The following is a 13,395-nucleotide window of genomic DNA, read 5'->3' as shown; positions in this document are numbered from 1 at the left end:
AATAGGAGAATAATGATGACAACACCTTTTGTAAATGATGAAAACAACGTGTATCAATCTACGCTCTGGCCCGGTCTAACCCTTACCCGACAAGAGCGCCATTTGTTACTCCATTGCCCAAGCCCTGTGGATAGTCTTAGTAGTGCAATATATGGGGGAGGTATAGGGAAGATCGATCGAATAGCTAATATCTATGTAGATCGGTTCTATAACTGTGCTAATCCAGAAAAAGATGTCGCGGAATTGTTTCAGAATTGGGGTTATCCTCAGGAAACGACTGCAGGATTGTTGACGGCTGTTCGGTTGGAACATGCTGCAGTTCTGGAAGAGAACGGCAAAGACGCATCCTTGTTCTGTTGTACAACAGCGGGAGTATCGAACGGTGCACGTGCTGGATCTGAACGCACTACGTTCCCAGTCTATCAACCCGGAACGATCAATATTATGCTCATGATTGACGCGAAGTTGACGCAAGCAGCGATGGTGAATGCTATCATGACAGCTGTGGAAGCGAAGACAGCAGCACTAGGGGATCTGGGTATTCGGGACGCCGAGAATGGGTTGGTCGCTACGGGAACTACGACGGATGCTATTGTGCTAGGTGTCAGCCAATCCTCTTCCTATTCTATAGAACATCGCTACTGTGGAACGGCCACTGATCTGGGAGCTGCTATTGGAAGAGTGGTTTATGGCGCGGTACAAGAGAGCCTGCGGGCTGCAGGAGTGAAGCCGTCATGATGGGATGGGCCATATTCATTCTATGGGCTGCTTACATATTAGATTTGATCATTGGAGATCCACGTTGGCTACCCCACCCTGTGATCGGTATGGGTAATAGTATCAAACGGATAGAGAAGATGATTCGTAATCATGTCTCTCATCCGGAGAATTTGAAAAAAGCCGGAATTCTACTCCCAATCATGATAGTGGGCGGTTCGCTGCTTATAACGTGGGCATTGTTGAGAGGCCTTTATATGATTCATCCGTGGCTTGCAGTGGGAGCTGAAATCGTATTAATTGCTACGACGATTGCTACGAAAGGACTTAAGGATGCGGGTATGGAGGTGTATAACCACCTTGACCGAGGGGATCTACCTGCTGCGAGGCAAGCACTTGGCATGATTGTTGGACGTGACACAGACCATTTGGAAGAGCCTGAGATTGTTCGCGGAACAGTCGAGACCGTCGCAGAGAATATTGTTGATGCCATTGTGTCACCGTTGTTCTATGCACTTATTGGAGGAGCCCCACTGGCGATGGCTTATCGTGCTGTGAATACATTAGATTCCATGGTTGGTTACAAGAATGATAAATATATCAACTTAGGATGGGCTTCGGCCCGATTGGATGATGCCGCTAATTTCATTCCAGCTCGAATAACAGGGGTACTATTGGTCGTTAGTAGTTGGCTTATGCGTCTTGATTATAAAAGGTCATATCGCACCATAAGACATGACGCCCGTCTCCATCCGAGTCCTAATAGTGGATTTCCTGAATCAGCTGTAGCTGGAGCTCTAGGTATCCGGCTCGGGGGTGAGAATACGTATCACGGTGATGTATCTTTTCGCGCCTATATGGGTGAGTTCTTACGTCCAATGGCTAAGGGGGATATTAAGTCAACCATACGGTTGATGCTAGTCGCATCGCTGTTATTCCTCGTGTTATGTATTATTGCTATATGGGGTTGGGGTGGAACATTATGGAGTTAGAATTGGTATGTATTCGGCATGGCAGAACGCAGTGGAACAGGGACAAACGTTATTTGGGACATACGGATATAGGAATACTCGAAGAGTCACAGTTGGAGCTTTTGTCAGTGAAAGAAGCCCTTAAAGAAAGGGTGTTCCAAAAGGTATTCTGCAGTGATCTGAAGAGATGTAGGGAAACGTTAGATTTGATATATCCTACTTCAGCTGATCAGGTGGCTTTTGATAAACGTTTGCGAGAGATGGATTTCGGAGATTGGGAGGGGCAGACCTACGATCAGTTAAAGCATTCTGATATGTATAGAGAATGGCTGGACAATCCTCAAACGGTGACTCCGCCAGGAGGAGAATCTTGGGGATGTTTTCAGCAGAGACTGGTGGACTTTATGGACAGTTTGGTGTGTATTATGAAAGAAGAAGATAACGACAACCCTATGCGTTCTATACTGCTTGTTACACATGGTGGGGTCATCAGACAACTCGCCACGATGACGATTCCTGACTTGATGTTCTGGGATTTCACCGTTGATCCGGGAAGCTTGTTATCGTTGAAGCTTACGATGTATGAGGGGCAATGGGTAGGACGCTTAAAATGACCCAATATTTAGAGGATGTTCAAAAATCCGACTTTTTGAACTCGAACTATAAGGTCTTGTTAACAATTGGTTTGTAAGGTATCTCTTTTTGATCTATAATTTTGAATAGAGAAGCAAGAACTGTGCTTAAATGAATATAATAACCTTATAAGGTCTAGGAATGTAGAAGCTGAAATAATTGCTTTTAACTCTAGTTAAAGGGGAAGCCGGTGTGAATCCGGCACGGTCCCGCCACTGTGAATCAGGAATGTTAGCTAACCTGTGAGTCAGGAGACCTGCCTTATGAGAAGTACGACGATCCTTCGAGGAAAGGGTTACGTTTGGCTTGTGGAAGTGCCTGTGATTTATTTTAGGTACATAACATACGGCATCTATAGTAGTAACATATGATGCCTGTACAGACGTAATCCCTGGTTCTTTCTAGAAATAGAGGATCAGGGTTTTTGCTATGCGTATATCCTTTCGAAAAGGGGATTCATTGAAATAACAAGGAAAGCATCTCGCACATGATGGAATAAGAAGATAGAGGAGAGAAATAATAATGAAACAAATTTGGAAGAATTGGACCACAGGGGCTTTAGCGCTCATACTCGTACTATCACTTGCGGCTTGTGGAAGTAACAATGAACCGAAGCAAGTAACAGGGCAAGCACCAACACCTACAGAACAAGTCACTCCACCCGTAGAACAGGCAAATGAATTGAGAACGGAATATCCACTAACCGTAGCGGATGCGACAGGTGAAACATTTACATTTACAGAGGCTCCGAAGCAGATTGTATCTATTTCCCCAGCCGAGACGGAAGCCTTGTTCGCGCTAGGATTAGATGATCAAGTTGTTGGAGTATCTGATTATGATGATTATCCAGAAGCTGTGACAACGAAGCCCAAAATGGGTGGTCTGTACAATCCAAACGAGGAAGCGATTATTGCGGCACAACCAGATCTTGTCCTTACAGGTATTTCTATGAGTGTAGAAGCTACTGAGAAGCTGCGTGGTCTAGGAATTACGATCTTCAAGACAGATCCGAAATCGGTGGATGATGTCATTGCAAATATTGAATTGTATGGTCAGATTACAGATCATCAAGCAGAAGCGAAGATCGTTACAGAAAAAATGAAACAAGAGCGAGATGAAGTGACAGAAGCGGTTAAATCACTTACTCCTGATCAGAAAAAGAAAGTATATATTGAGTTTTCCCTAGGCTGGACGGTAGGTAGTGGAGAGTTTATGGACGAGTTAATCACCCTAGCTGGCGGAGTTAACGTTGCCGGAGATATGGTGGGTTGGAATGAAATCAGTGAAGAGAAAATCATTAATGATAATCCTGATGTCATTCTGTACTCCAAGAATGTCATTGATGAGAATACAAAGGAAACATTAGACCAGATTATTAAAGCTCGCAGTGGCTGGAATAAAATTACAGCGGTTAAGAATGATGCTATTCATGCATTAGATGATAACCTGCTTAGCCGTCCGGGTCCACGGGTGACAGAAGGTCTTAAAGTCATTGCAAATGCTATTTATCCTGAACTTATGAAGCCATGAGTAAAAAACTGGCTGGGTATGGAGGACTTGGGGTAATCTTGCTTATCGTGAGCTTCCTGCTCTGCCTTGGAATGGGGGCTGTGGAGCTCCCTATCAAGGATATTATAGGGATTCTATTGCACCGATTACCTTGGGCTGGTGATGCGATCACTCCAACATGGAGTCCTGCATATGAACAGATACTGCTTAAGGTGCGATTGCCTAGAATTATACTAGGTATGCTGGTTGGCGCGGCACTTGCAGTTGCTGGTTCTGGATTTCAGGGAGTATTGCGTAATCCCCTAGCTGACCCATTTACGCTTGGAGTATCTTCTGGGTCTTCTGTTGGTGCGGCTGTTATTATTTTTTTCGGAATGCAGTATTCACTTGTAGGTGCTTGGACTCTTCCTTTGGTTGCTTTCTTAACTGGCATATTGACTCTTTGGGGAGTCCTATCTTTAGCACGCGATGGAGGTAAGATCCCCACAAATAGTCTGATCTTATCCGGTGTTGTTATGCAATCATTTCTAGGTGCAATCGTATCCTTCTTAACTGTGATGTCGAAGCAGACGATTAATGAGATCATGTTCTGGACGATGGGGGGACTTAGTTTCCGCGGATGGTCATATACACTTATGCTGTTGCCATACGTATTGGTTGGATTTGTTGTTATTTGGGGTAGTGCACGTTCTTTGAATTTAATGGCACTTGGCGAACGTCAGGCTGCGCATATGGGTCTTCATGTGGAGCGACTTAAGCTGAGAACATTGATCATATCCACCTTGCTTACAGCAGCGGCTGTATCCGTATCCGGTGTGATTGGATTTGTAGGACTCGTTATTCCTCATATCATTAGATTGATTACCGGACCTGATTATCGACTTATCGTTCCATTATCAGCACTTGGGGGCGCGATCTTCACCATGTGGTGTGATACCGTTGCGCGTTCACTTCTTGCTCCTACGGAAATTCCGCTTGGAGTTGTTACAGCATTCATAGGTGCGCCGTTCTTTGCTTATTTGCTGTACCGTAATAAGAAGCAGAGGAACGGAGGTATGATATGATCGAGGTGACAAAGGTATCCAAAAAATATGGTGAATTCTCCGCACTTCGAGATGTAGATTGGTCGATACGAGAAGGTGAGTGGTGGGGCATCATCGGTCCTAATGGGAGTGGTAAATCAACACTTCTCCAACTAATATCTGGAGTCGATAAGGTCAGTAGCGGGGAACTTATGATTCAGGGACGTCATGTCTCGGACTATAGTCGACGGGAGCTATCTCAGATGTTAGCCGTACTCCAGCAAGATGGTCTTCCTGCGATTCATTATCCGGTTCGAGATATTATAGAAATGGGTAGATACCCATTTCAAGACTGGCTCGGACGAGATCGGGGTAATAATTCTGCAACCATTATTGATGACATCATGTCCAGATTACAACTGATTGATCTAAGTGATCGCCCATTGGATGAACTCAGTGGTGGACAAAGGCAACGTGTCGCATTGGGTAAAGTGATGGCACAGGAGCCACGTATTTTATTGCTAGATGAACCGACAACATATTTGGATATTTACTATCAGCTTCAGTTCATGGAAATGGTTTCTACCTGGCGCAAAGAGACAGGGATTACGGTTATTGCGGTACTCCATGATTTGAATTTGGCAGCTCAATTCTGTGATAAACTGTTAGTGTTACAAGAAGGGGAAGTAGTCGGAATAGGGACGCCGGAAGAAATGTTAACGAAGGATAACATCCGCAGGGTCTACGAAGTGGATCCAGCGGTTGTCCAGCATCCAGTTAGCGGTGTCCCGCAGATCCTTCTATCCCGTTATTGAATGGATGATGTTATTAGAAGGAGTGATGATGAGTGAGTTTGGACATTATGGAACGTATCGGGGAGATTCGTGGTCTTAATCAGGATGCGATACAGGCCGCGAAATTACATATAAGTAATCTGACGGTTCCACCTGGAAGTCTGGGTAAATTGGAGACTATGGCGATACAACTTGCTGGTATCACAGGAGTTGTAAAGCCATCTTTTGATCGTAGAGAAGTCATTATTATGGCGGGGGATCATGGGGTATGTGAAGAAGGTGTGAGTGCCTTCCCACAAGAAGTGACTCCTCAGATGATTCAGAATTTCCTTGCGGGCGGTGCAGCTGTTAACGTACTTGCTCGACAAGCGGGTGCGGAAGTCGTATGCGTAGATATCGGAGTGAATAGTGAGTTGTCCCATCCTAATCTACTATCGCGCAAAATACGCTACGGTACGGCGAATATGGCACAAGGTTCTGCCATGACTTATGAGGAAGCAATACAGTCCATCCTTGTTGGAGTCAATGTCGTCGAAGATGCTGTCAAACGTGGCGTTCAATTATTTATAACTGGCGAGATGGGTATTGGAAATACGACGGCAAGCTCGGCAGTGATCTGCGCACTATCGACAATTAGTGTTAGGGATGCCGTTGGAAGAGGGACTGGCATTGATGATTCCCGTTTAGAGCATAAGATTAGTGTTGTTGAACAGGCGTTGAAAGTGAATGCCCCAGATCCGCTTGATCCCATTGATGTTCTAGCTAAGGTGGGCGGTCTTGAAATTGGTGGATTAGTGGGTGTCATTCTTGGCTCAGCCGTAAATGGTTGTCCCGTTATTATAGATGGCTTTATTTCTAGTGTGGCAGCATTACTCGCCAAAGCAATCTGTCCAGCAGCCGCTAATTACATGATTGTGTCACATGCTTCTCATGAACAGGGACATCGTCTCTTGTTACAAGAGTTGGGTCTTCGTCCTGTATTGGAATTAGACCTCCGTATTGGTGAAGGTACAGGTGGCGTACTATGTCTACATCTTGTAGATGCAGCGTGCCGTATTGTTAACGAAATGGCAACATTCGAAAGTGCGGGCGTTTCCGGTGAATCGAAGGAACAGACGACATGATCACACTTGTCACAGGTGGGGCACGAAGTGGAAAAAGTAGCTTTGCTGAGAAGTTATGCATGTCCATTTCACAAGAGGCAGTATATGTGGCCACCGCTCAAGCCTTCGATGATGAGATGAAGGAGCGAATTGCTCTTCATAAGCTACAGAGAGATGAAGCTAACTATCGATGGCGTACTGTGGAAGAACCATTTCAGCTCGTTAAGCTTCTGAGCGCTTGGCGTGAGAACAGTCTTGGTGAAGAAGATTCTGCACCTACCATCCTGGTGGACTGTCTCACACTATGGTTATCTAATATTCTTCTGTCAGTTGAGGGAAAGACGGATATGTTTGAGCAAGTAAAAGCTGAAATTCTACAATTGGTAGACGAGGTGCAATTGTATCCAGGACAATTGATCATGGTAACTAATGAAGTTGGGAATGGGATTGTACCGGAATATCCATTAGGAAGAATATATCGCGATTTAGCAGGGATCATGAATCAGGCGATATCCAGAAACTGTGCTCAAGTGTTTCTGGTTACGGCAGGGATTCCTATTGAGCTGAAGAGCAGGGAGTATAAACTATGATCAAATGGGGACAAGCGGCTGCGGCCGCTTTTCAATTTCTATCACGCTTTCCTGTTAAAGCTAATCTTGATTATTCACCGACGCTTTTTCGCCAAAGTGTGAAGTTCTACCCGCTCGTAGGTGCTGTTATTGGGTTGGTCGTGTGGGCAGGAGCGGCAGGGTTTGTCTATTTACTGCCGCCTTTACCTGCAGCAGTGCTAACCCTAATATTATGGGTTGGGCTTACAGGCGGACTTCATTTGGACGGTTGGATGGACACGGCGGATGGAATTTTAAGTTATCGTTCTCGTGAGCAAATGCTGGACATTATGAAGGATAGCCGTGTGGGAGCTATGGGTGTGATAGCGTGTGTATTGCTTCTAATGCTTAAGCTCTCATTAATCTATTCACTGTTAGTGGACGGACTTGATTACTCAGGGCTTCTTCTCCTGCCTTTGATTTGGAGTCGCTGGTTCATGGTTCATGCCATGTCTTCATGGCCCGCGGCCCGTGGGAAGGATGGCTTGGCCGGACAATTGAATGGGTTGGATAAAGGACAAATATGGGCGACATTACTCATTACGATTGTGTTAACAGGAGCTGCAGCATCAATAGCACCTATGGTCCATATAAATAGCCATTCATGGACTACAGCATGGTTTGGACTCATTACGATTCCTCTTGGAACGTGGGTTGCAGGAACGTGGATGGCAAGAAGACTGAACGCTACATTAGGTGGATTAACAGGGGATACTTATGGTGCTCTTAATGAATTTCTTGAAGTTGTGGCGTTGCTGATGCTAGTGCTGTTACACAATGTTATGTGAGAGGGGAAGAATGAATATGGAGAAATCTGAATCTCACAATCTGAGTGAGGGTTCTTTTGGAAAAGTACTGATGTTGCAGGGGACGGCCTCAGATGTAGGCAAGAGTGTCATTACCACTGCTTTATGTCGTATTTTTACACAAGATGGATACGGCACAGCCCCCTATAAATCGCAAAATATGGCTCTGAACTCTTATGTCACGGAGGATGGAAAAGAGATTGGTCGTGCACAGGGAGTTCAGGCTGAAGCTTGTGGTATTAAAGCTACAACGGATATGAATCCTATACTCATTAAGCCGGTGAAAGATATGTTCTCACAGATTGTCGTTCATGGTGAACCTTATCAACAAATGAGTGCATCAGACTATCGGAGTTTGTTCTTGCCAAAGGCGAAAGATACCGTGATGGATGCGTTGAATCGGTTACGTGCACAATATGATATCGTATTGATGGAAGGCGCGGGAAGCCCAGCAGAAATTAATCTAAAGAGCAACGACATCGTTAATATGAATTTAGCAGGTTGGGCGGATGCTCCAGTATTGTTAATTGCAGATATTGATCGAGGTGGTGTATTTGCATTTATCGTTGGAACGTTAGAACTACTAGAACCCCACGAGCGGCAAAGAGTGAAGGGGTTCATTATTAATAAATTTCGCGGTGATATTGCTTTACTTGAACCAGGGCTCGATTGGCTTACCGAACGTACGGGTATTCCAGTACTAGGTGTCCTACCATTTATTGAAGAGATTAAGATTGAAGCAGAGGATTCTGTTGTGTTAGATACATTGCGTCAGAAGGTAGCGGAGCAGCGTGAGATCGATATCGCTGTTATTCAATATCCGAGAATATCTAACTTTACGGACTTTGATCCGTTGCGAGAGGAGAAGGATGTCTCCATTAGATATGTGAAGTCAGCTACAGAGTTGGGATCACCTGATGTTATCATTCTACCGGGGACGAAGGACACGATCGGGGATTTGGACTACCTTCGGTTGCAGGGATTGGAAGATGGAATAGCAGAAGCTATGAAATCAGGAGTGCAACAACTTGTAGGCATCTGCGGAGGGTATCAAATGTTGGGTGAGATACTGCACGATCCTTTTTCAGTTGAGGGTGGAGAACCTCGAAGTGCCAAAGGGCTCGGCTATCTTCCAGTCACGACGACCTTTCTGAAAGAAAAAACGACTGTGCGTGTTCAAGGTGCTCTAGCAATGGGTCATCCCCTTGCCCTTGTTACGGAATCAAAAACGGGCGTTATCCCGATGGAAGGTTACGAGATTCATATGGGAGAAACGGGTTGCTTGAACATGAATAATGTAGCATCATTGTTTCAGGTAGAACGAATAACAGGAGAACTCGTAGATGAAGGTTGGGGATCGAAAGATGGTGGGAGATGGGGTACATATCTTCATGGCGTATTTCATAACGATCATTTCCGCAGGTCCTGGCTGGATGGTATCCGTGTAAACAAAGGATTGAGACCTTTGGGTCAGACGTTTACTTCTAGTACGCTCAAGGAACAGGAATTCGATCGAATCGCTGAGGTGGTCCGCAACCATATCGATATGAAGAAGATATACGATATTATGGGTGTCTACCATAAGAAAGACGCCTATCGGCGCCTTGAGTGAATGAGTTAATGTGGTAGATGAATAACTATATTTTGAATTGTTGGATAGCCTCTTGTAGCTGAATAGCATGCTCATGGAGACGAGTTACGGTTGAACGATGCTGCTCCATTTCATTCAATTGTTGCTCACTTGTAGTTGCGATTTCATGCATACTTATTCGAGATCTTGATGTGATTGATGCCGTTTCTTCTACAGATGCACTGACTTCTTCCGTGCCTGCTGATACTTGTTGTGTTGCTGCGGATACGGCTTGTATGCTCTGATTAACATTGTGAATGAGAATATCTAACTGATTGAAGGCTTTTCCAGCATCTTGTACTAATTCTTTACCCGAACGGACCTCTTGATGGACATGACTCATCGTAGTAACTGAGGCATCAGTGTCTTTTTGGATCGTTAATAAGTGTTCCTCAATGTCTTGAGTTGCAATGCGGGATTGCTCAGATAATTTACGAACCTCTCCTGCAACAACTGCAAATCCCCTTCCATGCTCGCCAGCACGAGCAGCCTCGATAGATGCATTAAGTGAGAGCATTTGTATTTGCTTAGTAATCTCGGATATCGAAGTAACCACTTCTCCAATCACTTGCGAACGTTTATTCATGGAACGGAAGGATTCTAGAGAATCTATAGAGGTCTGCTCTAATCGTTGCATTTGCTCTATAGCACGTTGTGCTAGTAAATTACCACTAACAGCTTCATTAGTTGCTTCAGCTACCTGTTCGGATACATCACCGGAGGAATTGGCAATGTGCGTGATTCCTTGGGTGATCTCTTCCATTGCGATGGCATTTTCTTTGGAGGTCGAGGCAATACTTTCACTACCTTTGTCAATCTCTTGAAGGACTGAGTTGGAGCGTTCGACCATCGTTTTCATAGTTTCTGTGCGGTTTAATAAATCATTAGATCCAGCCAATACTTCATGAGAGGTTAGTTGGACATGTCCGATCATTTCTTTTAGATTATGAGTCATTTGTTGGAAACTGCCGGCAAGTTGAGCTACCTCGTCATGTCCCGCAACGATGATATCTTGCTGCAGATTACCTTGTGCGAGACGGTTACTGTGTGTCGCTAGTTGAACGATCGGTCGGATAATGCGTCGACTGCTGAAGTAAGCAATGCTTAAACCCACCAGCATTCCAAGAAGAGTTATCCCTATACAGATCCATATAATAAACTGAGTCTCCTCCAAGATAAAGCTCGCATCTAAGCTGACTGCCAGAATCATTGTACTCCCCGGAATAGCTATAAAATCAGTTTTAAATGTGCCATGTTCGTTAGTATATACTTCGCTAGTAGCGGTCTTATTATCGACTGCGGTTTGCATTTCTTCCTGGAATGGAATAGATTGATTCACTTTTAGGGTTGATATACTGTTTGTGGCTAGTACGACTACTTCATGATCCTTTACATTAGCGAGATAAATATTATGTAATCTAAAATGGTTCATTTTTTCATCGAAGTAATAGGAGAGTGTGGTTTGAGATCCTTCGTTTCCCTTCTGTGTTTGCAACACTTGAGAAGTATTTAAGTGTTTGTATGTATCAGTAGAACTCATCTTAAGATTGTTATCAACTTCAGGTAATACATAATTATTGAATATATTCATTAGAACAAGATAGAAGCTTATACTGAAGAGCAAAGAAACAATGAATAGTACGATAGTAACTACGGACATGAACTTACGACTTATAGAATTTCTAATCCCGAACATGGTGAAACATCTCCTTTGCATATTGTGCTTATGGTTTCTATTGATTTTACAGAAAGAACAGAGAATTGAATAGCGTTATTTTCAACAATTTTGAAACTTTTCAGTAAACTTCGCAAATCCATGAATTTAATCATTCATTTATCTTGTTTGCAGGCTTGGCAATGGTAGTCTATGTTTAATTTGAGTTGGGGAACAGTAGACGGATGCAAGTGGGGAACTTATCTTCATGGTGTATTTCATAACGATGCCTTTCGTAGGTCTTGGCTGGATGGTATTCGTGTGGAAAAAGGATTAAAAACTTTGAGGAATACATATAGTTCTAACGTGCTCAAGGAACAGGAATTTGATCGGATTGCTGAAGTGGTTCACCAACATATCGATGTGAAACTATCCCTATCCAAATACTTGGTTATGTGCTATTATAAAAAATATCGACATTCTAACTTATTTGTTTAGCAATATATTTTAATTTTTTGGGGGCATATATAATGGAAACTTTATGGATTATTATTAATATCGTAGTCATGCTGTTACTGATCGGGTTACTCGTATGGATGCAAAAGAAACATATTTCCTTCACGAAGCGAGTATTTACAGGTTTAGGGTTGGGAATTGTATTTGGAGTTATTCTACAATTCTTCTTCAAACCAGATTCCGCTGTTATAGGGAAGTCGACGGAATGGTTTAACTTGGTAGGTTATGGTTATGTAGGGTTGCTCCAAATGATCGTGATCCCGCTAATCATGGTGTCAATCATTTCTGCCATCATGAATTTGAACGGTGTTAAGAACCTTGGGAAGATGAGTTTTTCTATTATTGCAGTTCTTCTACTTACGACTGCAATTGCGGCATCTGTAGGTATTATCACCACGCTGAGCTTTGATTTAAAGGCTATTGATATTCAGAGCGGTGACAGAGAACAGGCACAGGGTTTGAAATTAGAGGAGAGACTTGGCGTTGTTGAAGATAAATCTATTCCGCAGCAAATGCTTGAATTTATTCCGAAGAATCCATTTGCAGATATGACGGGATCCCGTAGTTCTTCTACGCTTGCTGTCGTTATTTTCTCTGCCTTTATCGGTGTAGCAGTTCTTGGAATAGATCGTAAGAAGCCCAAGCAGGCACAAGTCTTCCGCGATTTGATCGATGCGGTGTATGCTGTTGTTATGCGAATGGTTACCCTTGTGTTGAGACTGACTCCGTACGGTATATTGGCGTTGATCACCAAAACTATCGCTACGACTCATGTTGATGAAATATTAAAGCTGATTAACTTCGTAATCGCTTCTTATGTAGCTTTGATTGTTATGTTTATTATTCATTTAATATTGATCACGCTGTTCGGGTTCAAGCCGCTAGTATATCTCAAAAAGGTACTGCCTACGCTGACATTCGCATTTACTTCACGCTCTAGCGCAGCTACCATTCCACTTAATGTAGAGACTCAAACGAGGAAACTCGGTGTATCTACAGGTATCGCGAATCTGTCAGCTACGTTCGGGGCTACCATTGGTCAGAATGGTTGTGCCGGAATTTATCCAGCCATGCTCGCAGTGATGATTGCTCCGACAGTAGGTATAGATCCAACAAGCTGGAGCTTTATTGTGAAATTGATTCTGGTTATTGTGATTAGTTCCTTTGGTGTGGCAGGAGTCGGTGGAGGTGCTACCTTTGCATCACTTATTGTCCTTTCTACGATGGGCCTACCTGTTGCATTAGCAGGTCTACTGATTTCTGTGGAACCTCTAATTGATATGGGACGTACAGCACTGAATGTGAATGATTCGATGACTTCAGGTCTTATTTCTAGCAAAATATTAAAAGAGAATGACCCGAAAGTATACAATGACCGTAATATAGATTTAGATGCTACACAAGCTTAGGTAAGTAGGGTCTTCATAATCCA

At 43.6% G+C, this 13,395-nt stretch carries 13 protein-coding genes and 1 riboswitch; of the genes, 12 read left to right on the top strand and 1 reads right to left on the bottom strand.

What is annotated here, in order from left to right:
- Window positions 1-12 precede the first annotated feature (12 nt).
- The 10 genes from ACP8HI_RS16865 to ACP8HI_RS16820 all read left to right on the top strand — a co-directional run bounded on the left by ACP8HI_RS16865 (window position 13) and on the right by ACP8HI_RS16820 (window position 9,775).
- Window positions 13-738, top strand: coding sequence for an adenosylcobinamide amidohydrolase (locus ACP8HI_RS16865; protein WP_438347359.1), 726 nt, complete (start codon window positions 13-15; stop codon window positions 736-738).
- Entirely contained in the window at window positions 735-1,709 is a 975-nt protein-coding gene (gene cbiB / locus ACP8HI_RS16860) for an adenosylcobinamide-phosphate synthase CbiB (RefSeq protein ID WP_438347358.1), read from the top strand. The genes ACP8HI_RS16865 and cbiB overlap by 4 nt, the downstream gene beginning before the upstream one ends.
- A complete protein-coding gene (locus ACP8HI_RS16855) occupies window positions 1,700-2,302 on the top strand; it encodes a histidine phosphatase family protein (RefSeq protein WP_438347357.1) in 603 nt (200 codons plus the stop codon). Before cbiB ends, ACP8HI_RS16855 begins: the two co-directional genes overlap by 10 nt.
- A 133-nt stretch (window positions 2,303-2,435) precedes the next feature.
- Window positions 2,436-2,599, top strand: a riboswitch (cobalamin riboswitch).
- A gap of 244 nt (window positions 2,600-2,843) precedes the next feature.
- The gene (locus ACP8HI_RS16850) at window positions 2,844-3,851 is read left to right on the top strand and encodes an ABC transporter substrate-binding protein (RefSeq protein ID WP_438347356.1); all 1,008 of its coding nucleotides are present in this window, start codon (window positions 2,844-2,846) and stop codon (window positions 3,849-3,851) included.
- Window positions 3,848-4,894 (top strand): FecCD family ABC transporter permease, encoded by a 1,047-nt coding sequence (locus ACP8HI_RS16845; RefSeq protein WP_438347355.1) that lies wholly within the window; start codon window positions 3,848-3,850, stop codon window positions 4,892-4,894. The genes ACP8HI_RS16850 and ACP8HI_RS16845 overlap by 4 nt, the downstream gene beginning before the upstream one ends.
- The gene (locus ACP8HI_RS16840; RefSeq protein ID WP_438347354.1) at window positions 4,891-5,667 is read left to right on the top strand and encodes an ABC transporter ATP-binding protein; all 777 of its coding nucleotides are present in this window, start codon (window positions 4,891-4,893) and stop codon (window positions 5,665-5,667) included. Before ACP8HI_RS16845 ends, ACP8HI_RS16840 begins: the two co-directional genes overlap by 4 nt.
- 47 nt (window positions 5,668-5,714) lie before the next feature.
- Window positions 5,715-6,770, top strand: coding sequence for a nicotinate-nucleotide--dimethylbenzimidazole phosphoribosyltransferase (gene cobT, locus ACP8HI_RS16835; protein ID WP_438351870.1), 1,056 nt, complete (start codon window positions 5,715-5,717; stop codon window positions 6,768-6,770).
- Window positions 6,767-7,339 carry a bifunctional adenosylcobinamide kinase/adenosylcobinamide-phosphate guanylyltransferase gene (cobU, locus tag ACP8HI_RS16830; RefSeq protein WP_438347353.1) on the top strand — a complete coding sequence of 191 codons (573 nt, stop codon included), beginning with the start codon at window positions 6,767-6,769 and terminating at the stop codon, window positions 7,337-7,339. The genes cobT and cobU overlap by 4 nt, the downstream gene beginning before the upstream one ends.
- Entirely contained in the window at window positions 7,336-8,145 is an 810-nt protein-coding gene (gene cobS, locus ACP8HI_RS16825) for an adenosylcobinamide-GDP ribazoletransferase (protein WP_438347352.1), read from the top strand. The genes cobU and cobS overlap by 4 nt, the downstream gene beginning before the upstream one ends.
- A gap of 16 nt (window positions 8,146-8,161) precedes the next feature.
- Complete coding sequence (locus ACP8HI_RS16820) at window positions 8,162-9,775, top strand: cobyric acid synthase (protein WP_438347351.1); 1,614 nt, start codon at window positions 8,162-8,164, stop codon at window positions 9,773-9,775.
- A 25-nt stretch (window positions 9,776-9,800) separates the two neighbouring features.
- Here the strand turns inward: ACP8HI_RS16820 and ACP8HI_RS16815 are convergent, their stop codons facing one another.
- A complete protein-coding gene (locus tag ACP8HI_RS16815; RefSeq protein ID WP_438347350.1) occupies window positions 9,801-11,489 on the bottom strand; it encodes a methyl-accepting chemotaxis protein in 1,689 nt (562 codons plus the stop codon).
- Between the two features lie 171 nt (window positions 11,490-11,660).
- Here ACP8HI_RS16815 and ACP8HI_RS16810 point away from each other — a divergent pair, with 171 nt between their 5' ends.
- Entirely contained in the window at window positions 11,661-11,945 is a 285-nt protein-coding gene (locus tag ACP8HI_RS16810; protein WP_438347349.1) for a hypothetical protein, read from the top strand.
- A gap of 32 nt (window positions 11,946-11,977) precedes the next feature.
- Window positions 11,978-13,372, top strand: a complete 1,395-nt coding sequence (locus ACP8HI_RS16805) for an L-cystine transporter (RefSeq protein WP_438347348.1) — start codon at window positions 11,978-11,980, stop codon at window positions 13,370-13,372.
- The last annotated feature ends 23 nt before the right edge of the window (window positions 13,373-13,395 follow it).

The organism is Paenibacillus sp. FA6 (assembly GCF_051550225.1).
GTDB lineage: Bacteria > Bacillota > Bacilli > Paenibacillales > Paenibacillaceae > Paenibacillus_AQ.
This window is presented reverse-complemented; position numbering and strand designations above follow the sequence as displayed.

Bases quoted from the DNA above. Each gene is read 5' to 3' on its own strand.
- ACP8HI_RS16865 (WP_438347359.1), top strand. From the start codon at position 13: ATGATGACAACACCTTTTGTAAATGATGAAAACAACGTGTATCAATCT.
- cbiB (WP_438347358.1), top strand. From the start codon at position 735: ATGATGGGATGGGCCATATTCATTCTATGGGCTGCTTACATATTAGAT.
- ACP8HI_RS16855 (WP_438347357.1), top strand. From the start codon at position 1,700: ATGGAGTTAGAATTGGTATGTATTCGGCATGGCAGAACGCAGTGGAAC.
- ACP8HI_RS16850 (WP_438347356.1), top strand. From the start codon at position 2,844: ATGAAACAAATTTGGAAGAATTGGACCACAGGGGCTTTAGCGCTCATA.
- ACP8HI_RS16845 (WP_438347355.1), top strand. From the start codon at position 3,848: ATGAGTAAAAAACTGGCTGGGTATGGAGGACTTGGGGTAATCTTGCTT.
- ACP8HI_RS16840 (WP_438347354.1), top strand. From the start codon at position 4,891: ATGATCGAGGTGACAAAGGTATCCAAAAAATATGGTGAATTCTCCGCA.
- cobT (WP_438351870.1), top strand. From the start codon at position 5,715: ATGGAACGTATCGGGGAGATTCGTGGTCTTAATCAGGATGCGATACAG.
- cobU (WP_438347353.1), top strand. From the start codon at position 6,767: ATGATCACACTTGTCACAGGTGGGGCACGAAGTGGAAAAAGTAGCTTT.
- cobS (WP_438347352.1), top strand. From the start codon at position 7,336: ATGATCAAATGGGGACAAGCGGCTGCGGCCGCTTTTCAATTTCTATCA.
- ACP8HI_RS16820 (WP_438347351.1), top strand. From the start codon at position 8,162: ATGGAGAAATCTGAATCTCACAATCTGAGTGAGGGTTCTTTTGGAAAA.
- ACP8HI_RS16815 (WP_438347350.1), bottom strand. From the start codon at position 11,489: ATGTTCGGGATTAGAAATTCTATAAGTCGTAAGTTCATGTCCGTAGTT.
- ACP8HI_RS16810 (WP_438347349.1), top strand. From the start codon at position 11,661: ATGTTTAATTTGAGTTGGGGAACAGTAGACGGATGCAAGTGGGGAACT.
- ACP8HI_RS16805 (WP_438347348.1), top strand. From the start codon at position 11,978: ATGGAAACTTTATGGATTATTATTAATATCGTAGTCATGCTGTTACTG.